Source organism: Leeuwenhoekiella blandensis MED217 (assembly GCF_000152985.1).
Lineage (GTDB): Bacteria > Bacteroidota > Bacteroidia > Flavobacteriales > Flavobacteriaceae > Leeuwenhoekiella > Leeuwenhoekiella blandensis.
Genome location: NZ_CH672395.1, coordinates 285,967 through 310,099 on the forward strand (window position 1 = coordinate 285,967; position 24,133 = coordinate 310,099).

A 24,133-nucleotide genomic window follows, 5' to 3' on the forward strand; every position below is an offset into this window, starting at 1 on the left:
GCTATAAAGTTGTGCAATGCGATTTTGTTGCCTTTACGGTACCTAATCACTATTCTTATAAACACTTTTATGAAAAACATATATATCGTGTTGCTGTTGTTCTGTGCGTCTCTTTCTGCACAAAACCTAACAGGAACCGTAACCACTCAAGCCGGTCAAGCGCTTGAAAACGTAAACATCTATAACCTCAATAACGGAAAACACACCCACACCAATGCCAATGGAAGCTTTGTGCTTTCTTCGGTAGCCGTCAGCGATTCTATTGCTTTTTCCCGCCTGGGCTTTGCGACACAGCATTTGGTGGTTAACAAACGCAATGGAATAAACATCAGCCTGGCTGAAGCCAGCACTTCACTAGATCAGGTGTTGCTTACTTCTGAAGTGAACAGCCTGAGCAGTGTGGTGGCTGTAGACCTCAAGCTGAATCCCGTTAAATCTTCACAAGAGATCTTGCGCAAAGTACCCGGACTCTTCATAGGTCAGCACGCCGGGGGCGGTAAAGCCGAGCAGATCTTTTTGCGTGGCTTTGATGTAGACCACGGTACTGATGTGGCGATCAGCGTTGACGGGATGCCGGTGAATATGGTCTCTCACGCACACGGTCAGGGTTATGCCGACTTGCATTTTGTGATCCCGGAAACTATTGACAACATCGACTTTGGAAAAGGCGCGTATTATGCAGATAAAGGGAATTTCAATACCGCAGGTTATGTTGATCTTAGACTTAAAGAAAGCTTAGATGCGAGCAGCCTGTCGCTTGAAGCGGGGCAGTTCAATACTTCGCGTCTTACAGGAATGTTCAGCCTGATCGATGAGCAAAACCACTCGGCGTATCTGGCTTCAGAAATGTACCTGACCGACGGTCCTTTTGAGAGTCCGCAAGACTTCAACCGCATCAACGTTTTAGGGAAATACACCTATACCGATGCAAACAAAGACAAGATCACTTTGACGGCTTCGCATTTTCAAAGCAAGTGGGACGCTTCAGGACAAATTCCACAGCGTGCCGTAGATCAGGGGTTGATCAGCAGATTTGGTGCGATTGACGATACCGAAGGCGGGCAGACGAGCCGTAGCAATCTTACGCTTCAGCACTTGAAAAACTTGGAGCACAATGCCGTATTGAAGACCAATGCCTATCTTTCTAAGTATGACTTTGAGTTGTATTCTAACTTCACCTTCTTTTTAGAAGATCCCATCAACGGCGATCAGATCAAGCAAAAAGAAGAACGCTTTATCGCAGGCTTGCAGAGTACCTATGAGCGCAAACACATCGCATTGGGTGAAACCCGTTTAGATTATCAGGCGGGTGTAGGATTTAGATACGACAACATAGACGATGTTTCGTTATCGCACACCCTAAACAGGCAGACGGTTCTTGAGCCGTTGGCACTGGGAGATGTAGACGAACTCAACGCTTTTGCGTTTTTGAATACCGAATTTAAAACCGGGAAGTTCACCTTCAATCCGGCGGTGCGTCTCGACTATTTTAAGTTTGATTATTACAACAAACTCACCGAGACCTACGACAATCAGAGCGAAAGCAAAGTGGCATTCAGTCCTAAGTTTAACACCGTATTTGCACCGTCTCAAAACTGGCAGCTGTTCCTCAAGACGGGTATTGGTTTCCATTCTAACGATACACGCGTGGTGGTGGCAAATGGTGGAGAAGAAATTCTACCTGCAGCCTATAGTGCAGACTTGGGAACGATCATCAAGCCGATGCCGCGACTGGCATTGAATGCTACACTATGGACGCTGTTTCTGGATCAGGAATTTGTGTATGTAGGCGATGCCGGAATTGTTGAACCTAGCGGAAAAACCCGCCGAATGGGAGTAGAAGCCGGTGCGCGCTATCAGTTAAACGATTGGTTGTATGTGTTTGCAGATGCCAATTATACCCACGCCCGAAGCACTGAAGAAGCAGATGGGGAAGATAACATTCCGTTGGCGCCTAAGTTTACTTCCGCGGGTGGTTTGAGTGTAGATAATCTTTCCGGGTTTTCGGGATCTTTAGGCTACCGCTGGTTGGGCGATCGTGCAGCCAATGAAGACAACTCCATCGTTGCGGAAGGCTATTTTGTAACCGATTTTAACCTGAACTATACGATCGAGAACTGGACGCTAGGCGTTATCGTAGAAAACCTGCTGGATACCTCGTGGAATGAAACGCAGTTTGCAACCGAAAGTCGCTTGTTTAACGAACCGGCACCGGTTGAAGAAATTCACTTTACACCGGGAACGCCATTTTATTTAAGAGGAAAGATCACGTATAGATTCTAAAACTGGCACCGCCAGAGGGTTTTATACTCCATCCCGATAGCTATTGGGATGCCTCGAAATTGCAATTAATGCCTCTTGGGCCTACCCTGAGGTAAGTTTGCTTTTCTAAACGGTCTAAGTTCAGTTCTTCTGTGCTTAGACCGTTTTTTTTATTGGCACCGCCCAAGGTATCTATTGCTCGTATTTCTGCATTACGAGATACTTCAGCTGCGTATCCCCTGCATTGCTGATACCATGCATACTGTTTGACGGGCAGTACAAGCTGGTGTATGGGCCTACTTCTACTGTTTTTCCATCCAGATAGAATTCCGCAGTGCCTTCCAATACAAAGAAGAACTCGTCTTGAGGATGTTGATGTGGCGCATGCGTGGATTTACCCGGCTCTACCACACTCATCTTGATCGTTCTTCCATCGGTAAATTCCTTATCGGCAAACCAGAATTGATGCCCCACTTTAGTTTCCTGCGCCTGCTCTTCAGAATAGGTAGTCACACAATCTTCAAAGCTGTAAGTTTTGTCTGTCGGGGTTTGTTGTGCGCAAAGCGGAAAAGCCATACACAGCAAGATCACATAAAGAAAAGGCTTCATAATACTGAATTTAAAGCGCTTAAGTTACGCATTTTGTAAAGGAGTTTCGTAGGCCGGTATTGCGTAACTTTGATAAAAACCCGGGAATGCAAGAACTTTTTAAAATTTATCAGGTAGACGCCTACGAGGCCGCGCGTATTGCTGCAACTCCCAACGAGCCGCATACGCATTCCTACGAAGAGTTGATGATAGGCAGTGCCGGTGCGCTCGAGCATTTTATAGATTTTGACTCGGTAACCACGCGTGCGCCTTTTGTGAGTTTTGTGACCAAAGGCAAGGTGCACCGCGTGTATCCCAAAGCGGTCGATGGGCAGTGTGCCATTTGGGTGATTCGTTTTAAGAGTGAGTTTATTGCAGAGACCACCTTTCAACTGTATGCCTGGTATCACAAGCAAGCCGATCTCAGTCTGGAAGTCGGACCTTGTTTTGACCGACTGCTTACTGTGTGCGAACTGATGGCTGCCGAAATGCAACAGGAAACTCCAGATTATGCAATTATCCGTCAGTTGTTGAGTGCCTTGTTTACGATGGTGGAAGGCGAACGCAAGAAAATACATCCGGAAACCGATTATGCGCACAACACCAAGCATATTTCGTTTAAGAACTTTCTGGCGGTTCTAGAAGAGAATTACCACCGCCCGGTAGGTGTGGAGTATTATGCTGAAAAGCTGTTTATGTCGAGCCGTAACCTCAATTTGATCTGTCAGGATATTTTAGGTCAAAGCGTTTCAGAGATCATTGAAACCCGCAAGTTGATCGAAGCCAAAAACCTGCTGATCAGTACCGACAAAACCGTGAGTGAGATCGCTTACGAGCTGGGCTACAGTGACAATGCCTATTTTTCTAATGTCTTTAAAAAGAAGTCCGGCGAGTCACCGGGAGCCTTCCGTAAGGAGATGCAAGCCAAGCTTATTTCTTAATCTTACAATAGTTTTTCTGATAGGCTCAATGAAGTACAAGGATGTATTGCTGAACTTTGTTCTGTAAAAAATACGCGTCTTTTAAGACGGTGTATACTCAAAATCAGGTTATGAACCGATTGGATTTTTTAAAAATGGCAGCGATGCTGCCGATACTAGGAGCAGCTATGAAACTTAAAGATTTAGAAAAATGGAACCAGAGCCTTCCCAATACCGAAAAAATGCCGGTGTTGTTTTTAGGTCATGGGAGTCCGATGAACGCAATAGAAGAAAATCAATTTGTCACCGAATTCAGAAAACTGGGGCAGGAACTCACCCGCCCACAGGCTATTTTATGTATTTCGGCACACTGGGAAACGCGAGGGACTTTTGTAACGGCGATGGAGCACCCGCAAACCATTCACGACTTTGGCGGTTTCCCTCAAGCCTTGTTTGACGTGCAATACCCTGCACCGGGCAGTCCGGAACTGGCACTTGCAACGCAAAAGTTGGTAACAAGCACCGAAGTACATCTGGATGATAAATGGGGATTGGACCACGGCTCGTGGAGTGTGATCAAACATATGTACCCTGATGCGATGGTAGCCGTGATCCAGATGAGTATCGACTATACACAGCCAGCGCAATACCATTATGATCTGGCTAAAGAACTGGCAGCACTTCGTCACAAAGGCGTGCTTATCGTAGGTAGCGGGAATATGATCCACAACCTGCGCCGCGTGGCCTGGGACAAACTCAACGCGCCTTATGCGTATGATTGGGCACTGGAAGCTCGCGAGAAAATGAACACCGCAATTCTTACCCACGATCACCAAACGCTTATCGATTTTAGAAAGCAAGGCACTGCTTTTGACCTTTCGATCCCCACCCCTGAGCATTACCTGCCGCTGATCTATGCGTTGGCCTTACAAGACGATCAGGATGAGGTACAGTTGTTTAACGACGAACCTGTTGGTGGGTCGTTGTCTATGACGTCGTTGAAGATTGCATAAACACAATTGAAAGCACGTGCTTTCAATTGTGTCTTTTCAATTCGTAATTCTTCGATGTATATGGCTGAGGTACTCTGTTTGAGTAAACTTAACGTCTAATTAAGTTCTTTACTTTTCTTTGCTTGTCCAAAGAAAAGTAACAAAAGAAAAGACCCTTTTTCTTAGGTATTTTGCCTTATCAGGCAAACCACAACAAGGCTCCTAAATTTTTTCCAAGGCTTCTAAAATTTTTAACGGAGCCTTATTGTTATACTGAAGAAAAAGAATGCCAAAGCAGAAGCAGTCTTCCTCTAATGTATTAAAATGTTCAAACCGGCATACTTTTTACATCTGTAGTAAAACAAGGAAATGCCGCAGCGTTGGGCAGTGGAGGATGGCCTAGCGTAGCGGTTTGCCATCCGCAGGATAAGGAATTTACGTAGTTTTCAAGGATGTAAAAATAAGCCTAGACTTTCCTGCCTGCCGGCAGGCAGGTTTGATTCTTTTTTGGGCAATGCAAAAAAGAATGAATATGAATAGAAGTAAATATTATCAAATATAGGATAGTAGATTCACGAGCTCTTGAATAATAGGGCTAGGGGATGATGGGGATTACCTTCAATTCAACATTGCTTAAAAAAAAAGCAATAAAGAATGCTTAGGATTAGCTAAATTTGAGAGATAACCCATTTTAAATCCTTATGAAAAAATATATAGTCATTGCACTCTTGGGCCTTACAGGTTTGGTGCAAGCGCAGGAAGCCCTATTTAGCGGACAGCAAGTGAGTTCGCCTCAGGTGAATGATGATAAAAGTGTAACCTTTCGTCTGGTAGCGCCACAAGCCGATACCGTTCAGGTGACCGGAGATTTTTTACCATCGGTTAAGGTCGATACCCCAATGGGAAAAGTAGACGGTCCCGGAAAAGCCTTACTTAGCAAAAACGAAGAAGGGGTCTGGACCTATACGACTTCTGTATTAGCACCCGAACTTTACAATTATGCCTTTATCGTAGACGGGTTTAAAACTACCGATCCGGCCAACCCGTTTCTTATACGGGATGTGGCTTCAGTAACCAATATCTTTATCGTTCCTGGGGAGCAAGCCGATCTGTACCGCGTACAGGACGTGCCGCACGGTACCGTGGCGAGCCGTTGGTATGACGCCAAAGATCTAGGTTTTGACCGAAAGCTGTCGGTGTATACACCTCCGGGGTATGAAACCTCAGCTGCTGAATACCCGGTCTTGTATTTACTGCACGGTGCCGGTGGAGACGAGGAAGCTTGGTTGTCTTTGGGACGCGCTGCTCAGATTCTCGATAACCTCATCGCTGAAGGAAAAGCAGAACCTATGCTTGTGGTTATGCCTAACGGAAATGTAGGGCAGGACGCTGCGCCCGGTGCCGGAAGCGACGGTTTTTACACACCCCAGTTTATGACACCGGAAACCATGAACGGTAAATATGAAGCCCAGTTTATGGACATTGTTGCGTTTATAGAAGCCAATTACCGCGTAAAGTCAGACAAGGCACACCGTGCGATCGCCGGTCTTTCTATGGGGGGCTATCACAGTATGCACATCTCCCGCTTTTACCCCAATACGTTTGATTATGTAGGCTTGTTCTCTGCAGCGATTATGCCTCGGGAAGATAAGAGTGATAAAGGCGTCTATGCCAATTTTGACGAAACTTTAAAAGCCCAAAACGAGAATGGTTACCAGCTTTACTGGATCGGTATCGGGAAAACCGATTTTCTGTATGAAGCCAATACGGCCTTTAGAAAACAACTGGATCAAATGGATATGCCCTACGAGTACATGGAAACCGAAGGCGGACACATCTGGAGAAACTGGAGGGTGTATTTAAGTGAGTTTGTGCCGTTGTTGTTTGAAGAATAAGACTAAAGAACATAGAGAAAAGAGCAAAGAGCACAGAGCAAAGATTGTTTAAATATAAAAGTAGAAATCGCATCTTGTAAGCGTTGCACAAAAGTCCTAATACCTATTTTCTCTTAAGGTTAAGTGCCATGATTATAGTTCCAAAAGATGTTTCTGTTCATTTTCTTTGCTTGTCCAAAGAAAACGAACCAAAAGAAAAGACCCTTTTTCTTAGGTATTTTGCCTTATCAGGCAAACCGCAACAAGGCTCCTAAATTTTCTCCAAGGCTTCAAAAATTCTTAACGGAGCCTTATTGCTATACTGAAGAAAAAGAATGCCAAAGCAGAAGCAGTCTTCTTCTATTTTATAAAAATGCTCAAACCGGCATACTTTTTACATCTGTAGTAAAACAAGGAAATGCCGCAGCGTTGGGCAGTGGAGTATGGCCTAGCGCAGCGGTTTGCCATCCGCAGGATAAGGGATTTACGTAGTTTTCAAGGATGTAAAAATAAGCCTAGATTTTTTTGGTTCGTTTTTTCATCGATGGAAAAAATGAACAGAACATGATTAGTTCCAACTCATACTAAAATCGCCGTTAGGCGATAACGCCCAACACCCAACAATCAACCTTAATTTTAAATCTTTAAAAATAAATCGCTTCTAAAAGGACGATAGGCTGTCAAAATCGTGATAATCACAACCGCAGGAATAATAGGAAGGCACTACGTTTCTTAATAAATGTGCTTTGAACATTTTAACGTAACTTATTGAGCTCAATATTATTTACTCTTATGAAACGATTTATAGCTTCTTTATTATCGGTTTTGGTGCTGATGCTTTTAAGCACCAGCGTATTTGCGCAGTACGATAACGTGCAGCCCATTGAAATGACGGTTAATTTAACGCACGAAGACGGTCAGTTACAACCCATCTGGGCTTGGTGGGGATATGATGAGCCCAACTACACCTATATGAAAGACGGGAAAAAGTTAATCAGAGAAATCTCTGAACTGAGTCCGGTACCTGTATTTTTTAGGGCACACAGTCTGCTGGTTACCGGTGATGGCGAAGCGGCACTCAAATGGGGTTCCACCAATGCCTATACCGAAGATGAAAATGGAAATCCCATTTACGACTGGACCATCATCGATACGATTTTTGACACCTACATCGATTTAGGAATGAAACCCCTGGCGCAAATTGGTTTTATGCCTGAAGCCTTATCTACCCATCCCGAACCTTACCGGCACCACTGGAAACCGGGTGCTAAGTATGAGGACATTTATACCGGCTGGGCATACCCGCCTAAGGATTACGATAAGTGGGCAGAACTGGTTTATCAATGGGTTAAACATTCGGTTGACCGCTACGGAAAAGAGGAGGTCGAAAGCTGGTATTGGGAATTGTGGAACGAACCGAACATTGGCTACTGGCGCGGTACGACTGAAGAATACATCAAACTGTACGACTATACGGCTGATGCGGTGAAGCGAGCTTTGCCTACGGCGAAAATTGGTGGCCCTGAAACAACGGGACCGGGTTGGGACAAAGCTGAAACCTTTCTACGTACCTTTTTAGATCACGTGGTTTCCGGCAAAAACTATGCGACCGGAGAAACCGGTGCCCCGCTTGATTTTATAACGTTTCACGCCAAGGGAAGCCCCAAACTTGATGAGGGTACGGTCGTAATGAATATGGGCGCGCAGCTCAACGACATTCGTAAGGGTTTTGAGGTGGTAGCTTCTTACCCCGATTTACGCTATTTGCCTGTGATCATTGGAGAGTCTGATCCTGAAGGTTGTGCCGCCTGTTCTGAAGAGGATTACCCCGAAAATGCCTATCGCAACGGGACGATGTACAGCAGTTATACGGCGGCCTCTTTTGCCCGTAAATACGATCTGGCCAAAGCATACGATATCAACCTGGCCGGTGCGGTGACCTGGGGATTTGAATTTGAAGACCAGCAGTGGTATGCCGGGTTTCGGGATATGGCTACAAACGGCGTCGATAAACCGGTGCTTAACGTATTCCGCATGTTTGGGATGATGGAGTTTAACCGCCTTAAGGTGGAAGGTGATTTTGACTACGACTATAAGAAAATAAGCGATGCTAGTGTGCGCGATAATCCTGATGTGAATGCTCTGGCGTCTCGTGGCGAGAATGCTGTAACCGTTATGGTATTTAATTATCACGACCGGAATGCCATTGAGGTGAAGCCTACCCCTGTAACCTTAAATCTGGAGGCTATACCTTCCAATAAAGTTTTGGTTTCTCAGTATCGGGTAGATGAACAGTTTAGCAATTCCTATACAGCCTATAAAGCGATGGGTTCACCCAAGAACCCAACTCTGGAGCAAATAGACCAATTGGAGCAAGCCGGTCAGTTGGAGCTTTTCACTTCACCGCAGTATATGCAGGTTAAAGATGGGAAACTCACCCTAAACTTGGATCTACCCAGACAGGGTGTAGCTTTGTTTAAGGTGGAGTTTATGCCGTAGTTGTTTGAAGACTAAGATTAAAGAACATAGTGCAAAGAGCAAAGACTGATTAAATAGAAAAGTAGAAATCGGAAATACAAAAGCATTATACACTGTCACTTCGAGCGCAGTCGAGAAGTTTTAGGAAATTAACTAATTTAAATATAATACAAGCTCCCCTCATTTCTAAGGAGGGGAAAGCCCGCGCAGCTGGGCAGGGGTGGTTACTTTTTTTCTATCACAGGCAACCACCCCGTCTACAAGCTAGCACTAAGGCGTATCTTGCAGCCACCCCTCCTCTTTTGAGGAGGGGAACGCTTATATCTAATATTGATGCTTGCTTTTAAAGACAGCGATTAGAACAGATGAGATGCTGAAACGATTCGGAGGAGAAGGGTGCTAGCAGCTTGTGTGATCTCTCCTATCGTCGAGATGACTAGGCCTATTCATACCCGAAGGGTTTAACGAATACAATTTTCCCTCGGTTCAGAATAGCTGCAAGGGCAGAGCGTTAAGGAAAGGTCTAGTAGACCTTTTTAGCGAATGAGCCAGGTGGCGCGTTGGCTTTGATATGGATTACTTTACTTCAAGTAAGAACTACTCTTAGAAAAACGTAAGTAGCGACGCGGAGCTGACAAGGTGGTTTTTGCCTGATAAGGCAAAAAAATCCTAAGCGAGGGTGTCTTTTCTTTTCTGCATCCGACGACCGCAGGGAGAGGAATGCACCTGTTGTGCTATCTAATGCTGGTAGTCGAATTAGTACAAGCAAAGAAAATGAACAGAACATGATTAGTTCCAACTCATACTAAAATCGCCGTTAGGCGATAACGCCCAACACCCAATTTTGAATCATAAATTTTAAACCTTGAATCTTTAAAGAACCAAATCCTCAAACAAACCCTCCAGTGTAGCTTCCAGATCTTCACTAAACCCAGGGTGGGTTTTAGAAGTTTGAATCACCGAACTGCGCGTTGCCGTTAACCAGCGGAAACGTTCTGCAGGTTCCAGTTGTGCGATAGGTCCGCCGTTTTTGGCACCGGCGCAGATCGCTTTAAAGGCTTCCAGATTCTTAGTAACCTGTTCCACGTCGAGTTCAGGGCAAAAGGCTTCCAGTTTTTTGGTATCCAGCTGAAAGCGCATCCCAATAAAGCGTGGGCGTTTGCAATACACCACCACACCTACATTAAAGAATTCCTCGCGTTCTACCTGAGGGACCAGGCGAATGACCGCATATTCATACAAGTGTTTGTCGTGCATCTTTGGCGGTTTTAGTGAATAGATCGGCGTGGGTTAAGCGGGTGCTTAAAAACTGAAAATAAACCTGGCGCAGTGCGTCCGGACGTTCCTCATAGCCTTCCCAGTCGAGCCAGGCATCAGGGATGAGGTTCACCATATGCTGTAAAACCTCGTCGGTGAGCAAGGCTTTGAATTTAGTATTGGCTTCATCCAATTGCGAGGCTTGCGGAAGCAACACGTGATCTTTGATCATCGCAAAAGGCGTAGCGGCACTTTGTTCCCAGTTGGTAAAACTGTGATGAAAATACAAGGTGGCGCCGTGATCGATCAGCCAGAGTTCACGATGCCACATCAGCATATTGGTATTGCGAAACGTACGGTCAATATTGGTCATAAAGGCATCAAACCAAACGATCTCAGAAGCCAGTTGTGCGTCTACCTGGGTGACTGCCGGGTCAAAGTTGATCGCTCCCGATAAGAAATGCAGCCCTATGTTCAAGCCTTGAGAGAACTTCAGCAGATCTTGTATTTCCTCATCGCCTTCGGTACGACCAAAAGCTTCATCCAGATCGGCAAACACCACTTCAGGTACTTTAAAACCCAGATACCTGCCCAGCTCACAGCCTAGCAATTCGGCGATCAGGGCTTTGGGTCCGTGGCCTGCCCCTCTAAATTTCACCACATATTTAAAGCCATCGTCTGCATCGGCAACTGCCGGCAGGGAGCCGCCTTCCCGCAGGGGCGTGATGTAGCGGGTGACGTTGACGTGACGTAATTCAGGGAGTGTTTGCATAATTTCGTTTGAATAGGGTAAAAATACAGTTATATTCCCTGCAAAACCAATTTTAAGCCAAGGCTTGAACTTGCATCCGTAGGGCTTATTTTTGAAGTAGAATACACGAGTATGAAGGTATATGCGACTTGTAAACAGTGTAAAAATGAACTGCAGTTTCGTACAGCTACCGAAACCCGGGTGGACTTAGCGATGCGGGAAGGTAAGTATCACTCCAAGATCTGTAAGGCGTGCGGGAAGAACAATACTTTTTTTGTAAACGAACTTTATGCTAAAACCTCCAAAATCTTATTGGTGGTCGCAGGTTTGATCTTTGCACTGGGCACTAGTATTGCCTGCGTAGTCTGTTATTATGCCTTTTTAAAAAGTACCCATCTTGCTGTTGCGGGATGCTTTGGCCTGCTCTTGATACCGGGCTGGGCATGGTCTATTGTGGTGAAGGGAGATCGGGACCGTGTACGCGCATTCAACTATAGTTTTCTATAAGATACCTCAGTTTTAGCCAATGCTAAAAAACCATTCAAATAGTAATATTGTACTTGTTGAAACATATTGTGGATAATTGAATAAACAGAGGGGGAATTCCTGATTTGTTGTGATTAATTCATCATTTTTCAAGAAATGCTGATTATTAATTCATAAAAATTATTAATTTACATTTAGTAATGGTCCCAAATTCTTCCCCTATGCGTTACCTCTTTTTACTGTTATTGGCAGTAACTTCCTGTAAACAAGACACGCAAGATGCTTCAACCCAGGCTGCATATCAAGACATTCACGAGACGGCAGTGTTTATTGATACGCATAACGATATGCTCACCAAGATCGTAGAAGACAGCCTGAAGTTTGACAGCGACCTGAGCGGAATAACCCACAGCGACTTAGACCGTATGCGCACCGGCGGACTCGATGCACAGTTTTTTTCGGTGTGGAGTGATGGTACGTTGGACGAGCCGTTTGCCTACGCCAACCGGCAGATCGACAGTCTGGATGCGGTGATCGCCCGCAATCCCGATAAGATGCTGAAAGCCACAAGCAGTGCCGCGATACAAGCAGCCGTAGATCAGCACAAACTGGCCGCCTTGATCGGTGTAGAAGGTGGGCATCATATCGAGCATAGTCTTGAGAAGTTAGACAGCTTATACGATCGGGGCGTACGCTATATGACACTTACCTGGAACAACTCAACCGATTGGGCGACCAGCGCCACCGATGAGTGGGACCTGGAAGGGCAACGCAACAGCGAAGGGGAAAACGGTCTCACCGAATTTGGTGTTGCCGTGGTGCATAAGATGAACAGCCTGGGAATGCTTATCGATATTTCCCACGTGGGCGTCAATACCTTTTGGGATGTGATGTACGAGACCACCAAACCGGTGATCGCTTCGCACAGTTCGGTGATGGCACTGCATACCCATCCCCGTAATTTAAACGACGAACAACTCAAGGCGATCGCAAAGAACAAGGGGGTGGTGCAGGTGAACTTTTATTCGGCATTTATAGACAGCAGTTTTAATAAAAAGCACGAGGCCTTTATGACGCGGCATCAAAAAGTCTATGACAGCTTGATCGCTTCAGGTACTTCGGCATACGCTGCTAAAGCTTCCTTATACGAGCGCTTTCCCGAAGAGGCCGAAAAGCTGCGCGCCCCGTTTGAGGTCTTGATGCAGCATATCAACTATATTGTTGATCTGGTAGGGATTGATTATGTAGGCATCGGTTCAGACTTTGACGGGATCTCCTTTCCACCCCAACAGCTGGATGATGTAACGGCGTATCCCTTGATCACCAAAGCCTTGGTAGACAAAGGCTATAGCAAAGCAGACATTCATAAACTATTAGGCGGCAACCTCCTGCGGGTTTTAAAAGCCAATGAAGCACAACCTTAATTGGGAAAGGGGAGCTTCAGTCAACACAGCTTATATTTTTTATGGAAGCGTCACCTTGAACCTGTTTCAAGGTCTCAATAGTTTAGGTGTGGAGTGCACGACTGGCCTTATTATCAATAATTTGTGATTTTTAATTATTAATAATGATAACTTAGTGACTTGAGAAGCTTCGGCTACAACTATTTATCATCATGAAATGGATACTCCTTATATTCTTTAGCTATTCTGTAGCCCAAGCACAAGCTTTAGAAAAAGCATACGCCAAAGGTGAATATATTTATTCGGTAAAGATTTATAAGAATGAAATACAAGCGAATTATACGTTTTCCAATGAGATGACTCAGGTTAAGGAGTTAGGGGATTTATTAAATGGTGGGCAGTTTCCAGTACTGGAGCAAGTAGCTTATATAGGATTAGAGATCACAGGCCAAACCCTTTTTACTAAACAACAGATGATTCATTGGAATTATTACGATTCAAATTTTAATAGATTGAGTAAAGAGATCACAGGCTTAATTCAAAATGCTTCACGAGTATGGCTTCATCCACCTCGAACGCAAATCTTCAAAATGCTTGAATTAAATCCCTTTCCGGAGATTCGGTTTCAAGAATCCTTATGGGATACTACACTAGAAGTTGGGAGTATTTGGGGTGATGAACGTTGGAAGACTTGGGAAGGCTTGCTTACGATTAATTCAAAATATCAGTATGATAAAGCCAAAAATGAAGTTGTTGCCGAAGCAGCTACAGGTGTCGGAAAGACGCAACTCCGTTTGGAGTATGATCCTAAATTAGGTTTTAAGACTTTAGATTTTACAACGATTAACGGTCTGCGTATTCTGATGGAATTCGTCAAATTTGAAAAAGAAAAATTATGAAAAAACCACTCCTCCTCCTTTTACTCGTATTTTGTCTGACCTCTTTGTCTGCCCAAGACATCAATGGCGACTGGTTTGGTACCTTAAACGTGCAGGGGTTTAAACTGCCTTTGGTATTTCATATCAAAACCACCGATACCGCGACTACCGTAAAAATGGACAGCCCCAGTCAAAAAGCGTATGGCATTCATGCAAGTACAGCACGTTTTGAGTCTGATACCTTGTACGTAGGTCTTAAAAGTCTGGGCGCTTCCTATACCGGATTCTTTAACGGTGAGCTTTTTAACGGCAACTTTACCCAGTTGGGCAACAGCTTTCCGCTGGACCTGTATCCCGAACTTCAGGAAGAAGAACCGCTTAAGCGTCCGCAGGAACCGCAACCGCCGTTTCCGTATGCTACCGAAGAGGTGGAGTTTCAAAACGATACCGCAATGATCAAGCTGGCAGGAACTTTAAGCCTTCCACAAGGCGAGGGTCCTTTTCCGGCCGTGGTGCTCATCAGCGGTAGTGGTCCGCAAGATCGAAATGAGACCTTGATGGGGCACAAGCCTTTTCTGCTTATTGCCGACTACTTAACCCGAAAGGGCATTGCCGTATTGCGGTATGATGATCGTGGTGTGGGCGACTCTGCAGGCTTTTTCAGTTTGGCCGATTCTGCAGACTTTGCCACCGATGTGTCGGCTGCAATGGCGTATTTAAAAACTCGTCCGGAAATCAATGAACAACAACTGGGATTGATCGGTCACAGTGAGGGCGGACTCATAGCCCCGCTGGTGGCGACCCAGACTGAGGATGTTGCGTTTATGGTATTGTTGGCGGGTCCCGGAGTGCGGGGAGATCAACTGCTTTTAGAGCAGGAAGCCTTGATCGCACGTGCCAGTGGAGCTTCAGAAGAAGCGATCAAAACCGCCCAAAGCCGTAATAAGGCGCTCTTTCATTTGGTAAGCCAATTTGAAAATAAGGAGGCTCTGGCAAAAGCATTAGAAGATCAAATCAACGTGTTTATTGATGAAGAAGAACGCGTAGACTTTCCGCAGGAAATGAATCGGGAGACCTATGTAAAACAACAAGCCAACCAACTCGCCAATCCCTGGATGATGTATTTTATCAAACACAACCCTGCCTTTGTTTTAGAAAGTGTCACCTGTCCTGTCCTAGCACTCAACGGAAGCAACGACCTGCAAGTTTCGGCAGCGCAGAACCTACCCGCTATTGAAGCGGCACTCAAAGCCGGCGGAAATACACAAGTCACTATAAAAGAATTTGACGGACTCAACCACTTGTTTCAGGAAAGTGCAACCGGTGCGCCTTCAGAATATGGGGAAATCGAACAAACCATGGCACCTATCGTACTGGAAACAATCACCAACTGGATCCTGAAGCAAGTTGATTAGCTTTTTATATTTAAGAGTATACTTTGTGTTACCCGAGGCTTTACAAGCCTTATATAGGAGGATATTACTTTAACAATGGGTGTTGGTATTATGAAAAAACTATTGCTTTTTATTTTTGTTGCTTTATTTGGTAGGATCTCTTTTGCTCAGAGCATTATCGGTGACTGGTATGGTATTATAAATAGTGAAAACAGCAGTATTCCTTTGATTTTTCATTTCTCTCAAAAGAACAATATCTATAGCGCTACTTTAGATAGTCCTTTACAACAATCCTTAGGTATTGATGTTACTACTATAGATTACAATGCAGGAAAATTACACTTGGTAGTTGCGAGACACGATTTACAATATAAAGCGGTATGGTCTGGGGGTAAATTGGTTGGTAATCTTACCCAAATGAATACGGATTATTTTTTAGTGCTAACTAAAGAATCGAAACAACTACAAGAGCCTAAGTCTACTTTTCCGTATTTAACTGAGGAAGTTCGCTTTCAAAATTCTCAAGCAGAAGTAAACTTAGCAGGTTTGCTGAGCTTACCAGAGGGTAGCGGTCCATTTCCTGCAGTACTCTTATTAGGAGGCAGTGGCCCAACAGACCGTGATAATACAATAAATAGCAATCATAAGATGTTTTTGGTGCTTGCAGATTATCTCACCAGAAAGGGAATAGCAGTTTTGCGCTACGATAAACGTGGTGTAGGTGCATCAACCGGAGATTTTAATGTAGCAGGATTACAGAATTTTGCTTCAGATGCCAAAGCTGCACTACATTACCTTCAAACACTTCAGGAGATCAATACAAATCAGATTGGCTTGATAGGCCATAGTGAAGGTGGACTTCTTGCCGCCATGCTTGCTGCATCATCTAAAGAAATAGATTTTATAATAGCACTTGCAGCACCCGGTATCGATGGTGACACAAACTTTATATTGCAGAGGAAATTGATTTCAAAATCAAAAGGAATCTCAGAAAAGGAATGGCTGGCAAAACTTGATTTTTTAGAACAGGTAGTAGGTGAAGTTAAAAGCGCTGAACGTCCAAAAGAATTAGAGCGGTCTTTAAAAGAGATTGTTGTTTCTTATTTAGAGCGTACAAAAAGAGAGATACCCTATGGAATGAGTACTGAAGATTATACAGCAATGCTGGTTGATCGATATACTCATCCTTATGTTCAGGATTTAATTAAGATTGTTCCGAGGCAAAGCTTTAGACAAGTAACTTGTCCCGTATTGGCACTCAACGGAAGCAACGACCTGCAAGTTTCGGCAGCGCAGAACTTGCCCGCTATTGAAGCGGCACTCAAATCCGGTGGAAATACGCAAGTCAGTATAAAAGAATTTGACGGACTCAACCACTTGTTTCAGGAAAGTGCAACCGGTGCGCCTTCAGAATATGGGGAAATCGAACAAACCATGGCACCCATCGTACTGGAAACGATAACGGACTGGATCCTGAAGCAAACGGAAGAATAAACAGTCGGCAGTAGCAGTTTTTCAGTAACTTCTTAAAAAATACGAAAGTAGAAATACAAAATACGCTTTGCAGCGTCACTTCGAGTGATGCTTGAGCGCCGGAGCGCGAAAGGATTGTATCGAGAAGTCTCACTAGATGAGATGCTGAAACAAGTTCAGCATGACATTGTTTCCGAGCTGTCTTTCCTTATATTCCCGCGCTGCCTGTCCCAATGTCTATAGGGAATTGCATCGCGTGTTGGTTAAGCTTAAAACTAATAGGTTTTTCTTTTGAATTCGAATTTTAGCACCCTTCCTCCCGAAGCTTCGGGAGAAGGAAGGGAGTTAGCTTGTTGTGTGATCTCTCCTAACGTCGAGATGACTAGGCGCATTATACCCGAAGGGTTACACGAATTTAAACTTCCCTTGGTTCAGAATAGCTGCAAGGGCAGAGCCTTAGGAAATTAACTAATTTAAAAATAATAAAAGCTCCCCTCCTTTTTAAGGAGGGGAAAGCCCGCGCAGCTGGGCAGGGGTGGTTACCTTTTTTCTATCACAGGCGAAACCACCCCGTCTACAAGCTAGCGCTAAGGCGCATCTTGCAGCCACCCCTCCTCAAAAGAGGAGGGGAACGCTTATATTTAATACTTATGCTTGCTAAAGAAAAACAGCGACCGGAACAGATGAGATGCTGAAATGATTCTGATAGTTATCGGGAGAAAAAGTGAGTTAGCCTGTTGTGAGATCTCTCCTATCGTCGAGATGACTAGGCGCATCTATACCCGAAGGGTTACACGAATCTAAAATTCCTAAGCAAGGGGGTCTTTTCTTTTGTTACTTTTCTTTGGACAAGCAAAGAAAAGTAAAGGACACGTTTAGAAGAACATAATATCAAAATCGACACTAGGAGATTTATGAGTTTCACGAAATAAAAATATCATAAGCAAAGAAAAAGAACAGGCAAGCACAGGATAAAGAACCTTAATTCTTCTCGTATTTTGTTTCCTTATCTATTGCCTATGAAACCCTTTAGCCTTGCTTTTCTTTTAGCTTTTGCTGTGTTTTCCTGTACCTCACGGGCGCAGGAACTTAAGATCACGAACGACCGTTTTTGGAATACCGTAGACGGCGAACCCATCTATTCGCAGGGTGGGGGCATTTTTCAGTTTCCTGATCCGCAAAGCGGAATTCCTAAATACTACTGGTATGGGGTGCATTATAAAGAAGCTGAAACCTACCGCAACGATCCGTCTAAAACCTTAGAGCGTAACCATTTTGAAGGGGTAACCTGTTACACTTCTACCGATCTGGTGAACTGGAAATTTGAGAAACACGTGCTTACCAAAGAAGCGGTGAACTATGAAGAACGCCCTACCTGGCTGGGGCGTATGGGCGTGGCCTATATCGAGGCACTTAAGCAGTATGCCCTATTGATCCAACACGGAAAAAATGTGATGATCGCCTTGGCTGATTCGCCTTTGGGGGATTTTAAAGTACATAGACATATTGATATGACCTCGCGTATTGGGACGCCCAATACAGGGGACCAAACCGTCTTTACAGATCCCGATACCGGAAAATCCTACCTCGTATATTCCTACGGGCGTGGGCGAAACAAGATCTATATTTCAGAGATCGGCGTGCGCGACGGCAAGGTAGATTTGCTTGAAGTGCACGAGATCTTTAGAGGTGCCAGCCGCGAGGGCAATTGTATGTTTAAATACAAGGGCAAGTACTATATGGCGGCTTCCAACATCTACGGTTGGGATGGTTCTTTTGCCTATTACCTCGTCGCCGATACTATCTTTGGTCCGTATAAACCCACTAATGAGATGCAGGTGATGCCGGGCAGCGAACAAGACTATGCGCACATCTCGCAAACCGGATTTTTTTATACTGTGCGCGGAAGCGAACAAGAAACCGTACTCTTTTGCGGAGACCGCTGGGCAGAGTTCGCCGGTAACGGACTCGGCTACAACCAGTGGGTGCCTTTGTCGTTTGATGGGGAAACACCGTATTTCAATTCGTTACACAGCTGGAAGCTCAACGAAGCCACCGGAACCTGGAGCGTCGCAGCCGATAACAATTACATCAAGAACCCGAGTTTTGAAGCCGACCGTCGCCACATTCCCAGTAACAACAAACCCGTGCAGGAACAGCTGTTGGGTTGGCATACCGAGATCCTGCAAGGGAATCCCATTTCCACCACCGATCCCGATTCACCTGTACTGAATCACTTCAACACCCAAAACGACCGCCAGCATGTGATCGGAGAAAAGAGTTTACACATCAGCGATCAAGTGCCTTTTGAACGCCGTATCACCCAAGAACTAAGCAGTACGCCCTATGTAAGTTTACCTGACGGAAAGTATCGCCTTTCCGCCACCGTCAAAAACACCACCGGATTTGAAGAACTAAACCTTTATGCCCAAAGCGGTACCCAAACGTTTGAAACTAGCTTCACCACCTCAAACCCCGAATGGACCAGCATCACCATAGATGAAGTTTCCGTAGTCAACGGTAAGCTTACTGTAGGTATTTATGCTAAAGGAGCTGCCGGTGCAACGGCTTGGGTTGATGATGTGCGTTTTGAGCTATTAGACTAGAGCTGATAGACGGGAGACAAAAGAGAATAGAATAAAGCGTAAAGACAGTGTTGAAATACGAAAGTACAAAGTAAGAAGTAAAAAATACGCTTCGCTCTGTCACTTCGAGTGATGCTTGAGCGCCGGAGCGCGAAAGGATTGTATCGAGAAGTCTCACTAGATGAGATGCTGAAACAAGTTCAGCATGACATTGTTTTCGAGCTGCCTGTCCCAATATCCATGTTTCCGCGCTGCCTGTCCCAATGCATATAGGGAATTGCATCGCGTGTTGGTTAAGCTTAAAACTAATAGGTTTTTCTTTTGAATTCGAATTTTAGCACCCTTCCTTCGAAGGAAGGGTTGGGGATGGATGTTTTCAGACGAAATCTTAACATCCCTCTAAATCTCCCTTCAAAGGGAGACTTGGCTTTATTGATGGGTGTTGAAACAGACAGTCATTTCAACCATCGGGAGAAATCGCATCTTTTATCCCTCATCCCCGGCCCTTCTCCTCCCGAAGCTTCGGGAGAGAAGGGAGTTAGCTTGTTGTGTGATCTCTCCTAACGTCGAGATGACTAGGCGCATTCATACCCGAAGGGTTACACGAATTTAAACTTCCCTTGGTTCAGAATAGCTGCAAGGGCAGAGCCTTAGGAAATTAACTAATTTAAAAATAATAAAAGCTCCCCTCCTTTTTAAGGAGGGGAAAGCCCGCGCAGCTGGGCAGGGGTGGTTACCTTTTTTCTATCACAGGCGAAACCACCCCGTCTACAAGCTAGCGCTAAGGCGCATCTTGCAGCCACCCCTCCTCAAAAGAGGAGGGGAACGCTTATATTTAATACTTATGCTTGCTAAAGAAAAACAGCGACCGGAACAGATGAGATGCTGAAACGATTCTGATAGTTATCGGGAAAGAAGGGAGTTAGCTTGTTGTGTGATCTCTCCTAACGTCGAGATGACTAGGCGCATTCATACCCGAAGAGTTTCTCATTCTTTTTCTTCAGTATAGCAATGAGGCTCCGTTAAGAATTTTTGAAGCCTTGGAGAAAATTTAGGAGCCTTATTGCGGTTTTCGCCCTAAGGCGAAAAATACCTAAGAAAAAGGGTCTTTTCTTTTGTGTAGCCTGTCCTGAGCGATAGTCGAAGGATTTCTTTGGACAAGCAAAGAAAATGAATGAACATGGTTAGAAGAACATAATATCAAAATCGACGCAGGAGATTCAAGAGTTTCCATTAAATAGAAATCGCGCGATTGTATCGCGTGATAGTTTGATCTTAAACGTACAGGTTTGTTTTGTAATTACTTTCAAAAGCAGGAAGTCATTTCAACCATATCAGGAAATCACAGGTGTTGTGCTATGTAGCTGCTAGTCGAATTAGTACTAGCAAATCGACGCTAGGAAGTTCACGAGTTCCCATAAAATAGAAATCACGCGAGTAAAGAAAATGAACAGAACATCATTAAAAGCAAAATAGGTATTTCAAAAAAGAATCCTATTTTTAAACCACGCGAGAGACCAACCGCGATTTAAATACGCTTTTATGAAACGTTTACTGCTGCCTGTACTTACGGGCTTGGGTCTCTTTTGCTCGTGTGCCGAACCGCAACCGGTTCAAAAACCTAATGTGATTGTACTGTTTATTGACGATATGGGGTGGGGCGACTTCTCCTGTTTTGGCAATACCGATGCGCAAACGCCCAACATCGACCGGATGGCGGAGCAAGGCATCAGCTTTGAACAGTTTTATGTCAATTCGCCTATTTGTTCGCCTTCGCGGGTGGCCATCTCCACAGGCACTTACCCACAGCGGTGGGACATCACTTCGTTCTTGGCCCACCGGGAATATAATGAAGAACGCGGACTCGCACAGTGGCTCGATCCCGAAGCGCCAATGCTGGCACGCAGCCTGCAACAGCACGGGTATGCTACGGGACATTTTGGAAAATGGCATATGGGCGGGCAACGCGATGTGACCGAAGCGCCGGCCATCACCCAATACGGTTTTGATGCATCCCTTACCAATTTTGAAGGTATGGGCCCCAAGCTGCTACCACTTACCAAAGATGAGAACGGCACCATAGGTCGCATTTGGGCAGATGCCGAAATTTTGGGCGGACCGGTCACCTGGATGCAGCGCTCGGAGATCACCACAGGCTTTGTAGATAAAGCTTTGGAGTTTATGAAAGCCAGCCAAACCAAAGACCAACCTTTCTACGTCAACATCTGGCCCGATGATGTGCACAGCCCATACTGGCCGCCGTATGAAGAATATGGAGTGGCAAAAGAACAAGGCAAACGCGGCTTGTACCTGGCGGTGCTCGAAGCTTTAGACCAACAGGTAGGCAAGCTTTTTGACTACATTCAAAACGATGAACAACTCAGAAACAATACGCTGGTATTGATCTGTTCGGATAACGGACCCGAAAAAGGTGCGGGGCGTGCGGGCGGACTCAAAGGCTATAAGACGCATTTGTATGAGGGAGGCATTCGCTCGTCGCTCATCGTCTGGGGACCCGGTCTTATCGCTCCCGAAGCGGTGGGTACCCGAAATGCAAGCTCGGTGTTTTCGGCGATCGATCTGGTGCCGACTATATTAGAAGTTACCGGTACTCCCGTAGCCGACAGCATCACCTACGACGGCGAGGCACTTACCGAAACCTTACTAGGAAAAACACAGGCTTCCCGAACAGCGCCTATTTTTTACAGCCGTCCGCCGGATCGTAAAAACTACTACGGCTTTACCGAACTACCCGATCTGGCGATGCGTGACGGAGCCTATAAACTCTTATGCGATTACGACGGCAGCCGTCCCGAACTCTACAACCTCGAGACCGACGCCGCTGAAACAACAAACCTCGCCACCGCACAACCCGACCGCACTGCTGCCATGACGCAGAAGTTGTTGAAGTGGTATGCTGAGGTACAGGAGTAGGTTTTTAGACATGAGATTTTAGATTTGAGACGTTAGAATAAAGAGAAAAGAGAAAAGACGTTTTGAAAATACGAAAGTAGAAATCGGAAAAACAGTGGGCAGTAGCAGTTTTCAGTCTTCAGTTTGTGGTAGATAGACTTGAGATTTTAGACTTGAGACAAAAGAGAATAGAACAAAGCGTAAAGACAGTGTGATATACGAAAGTACAAAGTAAGAAATACAAAATACGAAATACAACGCCCTGTCACTTCGAGTGATGCTTGAGCGCCGGAGCGCGAAAGGATTGTATCGAGAAGTCTCACTAGATGAGATGCTGAAACAAGTTCAGATGACATTGTTTTCGAGCTGTCTTTCCTTATGTTCCCGCGCTGCCTGTCCCAATGCATATAGGGAATTGCATCGCGTGTTGGTTAAGCTTAAAACTAATAGGTTTGTCTTTTGAGTTCGAATATTAGCGCCCTTCCTCCCGAAGCTTCGGGAGAGAAGGGAGTTAGCCTGTTGTGTGATCTCTCCTAATGTCGAGATGACTAGGCGCATTCATACCCGAAGGGTTTCCGCTTCTTTTTCTTCAGTATAGCGAGAAGGCTCCGTTAAGAATTTTTGAAGCCTTGGAGAAAATTTAGGAGCCCTATTGCGGTTTTCGCCCTAAGGCGAAAAATACCTAAGAAAAAGGGTCTTTTCTTTTGTGTAGCCTGTCCTGAGCGATAGTCGAAGGATTTCTTTGGACAAGCAAAGAAAATGAACATAACATGACTCTAAGTCACAATCATAAAAACTAAAAAAATCAATAAAAACACACCTTAACCCTCACATTACTCCTACCAATACCCACCTCCAAAAACACCTGCTTTATTCAAAAAACAACAAGTAAAAACCTTGTGTTTTAAAAGCAAAAAACAAAGGTTTGGATAGGGTTTTGTTCGGTTGTCCTTCGGGTCTCCTTCGGTACTGGTTCGGTAAAAGGGGGTGTTTACCGAACAACACCCGAACAACACTGGGAGAACACCCGAACAAAGGGGCTTTTGAGGCTATACTATAACTCAAAATAATAAAATTAAAGGGTTGGAACACCTAAAACACATAAATTGAATATCTTGTAATTCAAGAACCCAAGCTTTAAACCCGCGTTATGCCCAAGCTAACCAACAGGCCTTACTTTAAAGGCAAGACCGTATTTATCGTTTCGCTGCTGGTGATCGGGGTAACGGCCTTGACGGTTTGGTTAACCGGGATCCAGTATCACCGAGCGCTTACGACCAACTTTTACCTTGCTCTAGGGGTCATTGGGAGTATCTTGTTTGTATTTATGAGCTACGGACTCTACAAAGGCGTGGGGCTCAAAGATGATTTCCCTAAATACCGTAGCTATAAAACCGGTACGTTTATGGAGTATGACGCTGTGGGCAGGTTTAAAATGCCTGATACTGATGTGGGAGATGGCCTGGCAGGCGTGGTGCTGAGTATCCTGCTCTGGGTGGTTATGGGCATCGTGTTTCTCTTGCTGTTGCTCTTTTTAGAAGTGCTCTTTTGGTTTTCGCTATTCATCCTGATTATGATGCTGTATTGGGTGTTTTTTAGCGCCTTAAAACAGGTGTTTAACAAAGCTGAGCAAACCCGTGGCAACCTCTTTTTAGCACTGACCTATGCCTTGGGTTATACGCTGCTATATACCGGATGGCTCTTTGGGATCGTGTTTTTAAGTACTGTAATTTAGAAGAGAAGGGGGTGTTTTCCCCCTTTATGTGTATAAACTACAAGTATTTACGGGATTCTGTAGAGTACAATTATATTTTGTTTATAAATTGACTAAAAATATGACTACTTACGGAAGATTTTAAACCATTTCAAATAAGTACTT

Annotated in this window: 17 protein-coding genes; 14 read left to right on the forward strand and 3 right to left on the reverse strand. The window is 44.8% G+C overall.

Annotated features, from left to right (window positions below; translation table 11 throughout):
- Window positions 1-69 precede the first annotated feature (69 nt).
- The gene (locus MED217_RS01285) at window positions 70-2,283 is read left to right on the forward strand and encodes a TonB-dependent receptor (protein WP_040532492.1); all 2,214 of its coding nucleotides are present in this window, start codon (window positions 70-72) and stop codon (window positions 2,281-2,283) included.
- Window positions 2,284-2,454: 171 nt separating this feature from the next.
- Here MED217_RS01285 and MED217_RS01290 read toward each other — a convergent pair whose 3' ends face one another.
- On the reverse strand, window positions 2,455-2,871 hold the full coding sequence (locus MED217_RS01290; RefSeq protein WP_009778660.1) for a cupin domain-containing protein: 417 nt from the start codon (window positions 2,869-2,871) through the stop codon (window positions 2,455-2,457).
- Window positions 2,872-2,957: 86 nt separating this feature from the next.
- On the opposite strand from MED217_RS01290, the gene MED217_RS01295 reads away from it, so the two are divergent.
- From MED217_RS01295 to MED217_RS01315, 4 genes are all read left to right on the forward strand, one after another.
- Window positions 2,958-3,791 (forward strand): helix-turn-helix domain-containing protein, encoded by an 834-nt coding sequence (locus MED217_RS01295; protein WP_009778661.1) that lies wholly within the window; start codon window positions 2,958-2,960, stop codon window positions 3,789-3,791.
- 167 nt (window positions 3,792-3,958) lie between these two features.
- Window positions 3,959-4,783: a 4,5-DOPA-extradiol-dioxygenase gene (ygiD, locus tag MED217_RS01300; protein WP_040533114.1), complete on the forward strand. Its 825-nt coding sequence runs from the start codon at window positions 3,959-3,961 to the stop codon at window positions 4,781-4,783.
- A 680-nt stretch (window positions 4,784-5,463) separates the two neighbouring features.
- Window positions 5,464-6,657: an esterase gene (locus MED217_RS01305; protein WP_009778663.1), complete on the forward strand. Its 1,194-nt coding sequence runs from the start codon at window positions 5,464-5,466 to the stop codon at window positions 6,655-6,657.
- A 771-nt stretch (window positions 6,658-7,428) separates the two neighbouring features.
- Entirely contained in the window at window positions 7,429-9,135 is a 1,707-nt protein-coding gene (locus MED217_RS01315) for a GH39 family glycosyl hydrolase (RefSeq protein ID WP_009778665.1), read from the forward strand.
- Window positions 9,136-9,987: 852 nt separating this feature from the next.
- Here MED217_RS01315 and MED217_RS01320 read toward each other — a convergent pair.
- Together MED217_RS01320 and MED217_RS01325 are read right to left on the reverse strand one after the other, a co-directional pair.
- A complete protein-coding gene (locus MED217_RS01320) occupies window positions 9,988-10,371 on the reverse strand; it encodes a DUF3037 domain-containing protein (RefSeq protein ID WP_009778666.1) in 384 nt (127 codons plus the stop codon).
- On the reverse strand, window positions 10,349-11,143 hold the full coding sequence (locus MED217_RS01325; RefSeq protein ID WP_009778667.1) for a HipA family kinase: 795 nt from the start codon (window positions 11,141-11,143) through the stop codon (window positions 10,349-10,351). The genes MED217_RS01320 and MED217_RS01325 overlap by 23 nt, the downstream gene beginning before the upstream one ends.
- Window positions 11,144-11,254: 111 nt before the next feature.
- Between MED217_RS01325 and MED217_RS01330 the strand changes: the two genes are divergently transcribed.
- The 9 genes from MED217_RS01330 to MED217_RS01365 all read left to right on the forward strand — a co-directional run bounded on the left by MED217_RS01330 (window position 11,255) and on the right by MED217_RS01365 (window position 23,989).
- A complete protein-coding gene (locus MED217_RS01330; RefSeq protein ID WP_009778668.1) occupies window positions 11,255-11,629 on the forward strand; it encodes a hypothetical protein in 375 nt (124 codons plus the stop codon).
- A gap of 200 nt (window positions 11,630-11,829) precedes the next feature.
- The gene (locus tag MED217_RS01335; RefSeq protein WP_009778669.1) at window positions 11,830-13,032 is read left to right on the forward strand and encodes a dipeptidase; all 1,203 of its coding nucleotides are present in this window, start codon (window positions 11,830-11,832) and stop codon (window positions 13,030-13,032) included.
- Window positions 13,033-13,223: 191 nt separating this feature from the next.
- The gene (locus tag MED217_RS01340) at window positions 13,224-13,910 is read left to right on the forward strand and encodes a hypothetical protein (protein ID WP_009778670.1); all 687 of its coding nucleotides are present in this window, start codon (window positions 13,224-13,226) and stop codon (window positions 13,908-13,910) included.
- Entirely contained in the window at window positions 13,907-15,304 is a 1,398-nt protein-coding gene (locus MED217_RS01345; protein ID WP_009778671.1) for an alpha/beta hydrolase family protein, read from the forward strand. Before MED217_RS01340 ends, MED217_RS01345 begins: the two co-directional genes overlap by 4 nt.
- A 90-nt stretch (window positions 15,305-15,394) precedes the next feature.
- A complete protein-coding gene (locus MED217_RS01350) occupies window positions 15,395-16,777 on the forward strand; it encodes an alpha/beta hydrolase family protein (protein ID WP_040533116.1) in 1,383 nt (460 codons plus the stop codon).
- 998 nt (window positions 16,778-17,775) lie between these two features.
- Complete coding sequence (locus tag MED217_RS01355) at window positions 17,776-19,362, forward strand: family 43 glycosylhydrolase (protein ID WP_009778673.1); 1,587 nt, start codon at window positions 17,776-17,778, stop codon at window positions 19,360-19,362.
- A 345-nt stretch (window positions 19,363-19,707) separates the two neighbouring features.
- The gene (locus MED217_RS18970; RefSeq protein ID WP_154648887.1) at window positions 19,708-19,905 is read left to right on the forward strand and encodes a hypothetical protein; all 198 of its coding nucleotides are present in this window, start codon (window positions 19,708-19,710) and stop codon (window positions 19,903-19,905) included.
- Window positions 19,906-20,916: 1,011 nt separating this feature from the next.
- The gene (locus tag MED217_RS01360; protein WP_230199223.1) at window positions 20,917-22,275 is read left to right on the forward strand and encodes a sulfatase family protein; all 1,359 of its coding nucleotides are present in this window, start codon (window positions 20,917-20,919) and stop codon (window positions 22,273-22,275) included.
- Window positions 22,276-23,404: 1,129 nt separating this feature from the next.
- On the forward strand, window positions 23,405-23,989 hold the full coding sequence (locus MED217_RS01365; RefSeq protein WP_009778675.1) for a hypothetical protein: 585 nt from the start codon (window positions 23,405-23,407) through the stop codon (window positions 23,987-23,989).
- Window positions 23,990-24,133 lie beyond the last annotated feature (144 nt).

What these genes read in the sequence shown, in the direction of transcription:
- MED217_RS01330 (WP_009778668.1), top strand. Translation starts at nt 11,255, where the DNA reads ATGAAGGTATATGCGACTTGTAAACAGTGTAAAAATGAACTGCAGTTT.
- MED217_RS01305 (WP_009778663.1), top strand. Translation starts at nt 5,464, where the DNA reads ATGAAAAAATATATAGTCATTGCACTCTTGGGCCTTACAGGTTTGGTG.
- MED217_RS01295 (WP_009778661.1), top strand. Translation starts at nt 2,958, where the DNA reads ATGCAAGAACTTTTTAAAATTTATCAGGTAGACGCCTACGAGGCCGCG.
- MED217_RS01285 (WP_040532492.1), top strand. Translation starts at nt 70, where the DNA reads ATGAAAAACATATATATCGTGTTGCTGTTGTTCTGTGCGTCTCTTTCT.
- MED217_RS01290 (WP_009778660.1), bottom strand. Translation starts at nt 2,871, where the DNA reads ATGAAGCCTTTTCTTTATGTGATCTTGCTGTGTATGGCTTTTCCGCTT.
- MED217_RS01350 (WP_040533116.1), top strand. Translation starts at nt 15,395, where the DNA reads ATGAAAAAACTATTGCTTTTTATTTTTGTTGCTTTATTTGGTAGGATC.
- MED217_RS01340 (WP_009778670.1), top strand. Translation starts at nt 13,224, where the DNA reads ATGAAATGGATACTCCTTATATTCTTTAGCTATTCTGTAGCCCAAGCA.
- MED217_RS01335 (WP_009778669.1), top strand. Translation starts at nt 11,830, where the DNA reads ATGCGTTACCTCTTTTTACTGTTATTGGCAGTAACTTCCTGTAAACAA.
- MED217_RS01355 (WP_009778673.1), top strand. Translation starts at nt 17,776, where the DNA reads ATGAAACCCTTTAGCCTTGCTTTTCTTTTAGCTTTTGCTGTGTTTTCC.
- MED217_RS01345 (WP_009778671.1), top strand. Translation starts at nt 13,907, where the DNA reads ATGAAAAAACCACTCCTCCTCCTTTTACTCGTATTTTGTCTGACCTCT.
- MED217_RS01315 (WP_009778665.1), top strand. Translation starts at nt 7,429, where the DNA reads ATGAAACGATTTATAGCTTCTTTATTATCGGTTTTGGTGCTGATGCTT.
- ygiD (WP_040533114.1), top strand. Translation starts at nt 3,959, where the DNA reads ATGAAACTTAAAGATTTAGAAAAATGGAACCAGAGCCTTCCCAATACC.
- MED217_RS01325 (WP_009778667.1), bottom strand. Translation starts at nt 11,143, where the DNA reads ATGCAAACACTCCCTGAATTACGTCACGTCAACGTCACCCGCTACATC.
- MED217_RS18970 (WP_154648887.1), top strand. Translation starts at nt 19,708, where the DNA reads ATGGATGTTTTCAGACGAAATCTTAACATCCCTCTAAATCTCCCTTCA.
- MED217_RS01365 (WP_009778675.1), top strand. Translation starts at nt 23,405, where the DNA reads ATGCCCAAGCTAACCAACAGGCCTTACTTTAAAGGCAAGACCGTATTT.
- MED217_RS01320 (WP_009778666.1), bottom strand. Translation starts at nt 10,371, where the DNA reads ATGCACGACAAACACTTGTATGAATATGCGGTCATTCGCCTGGTCCCT.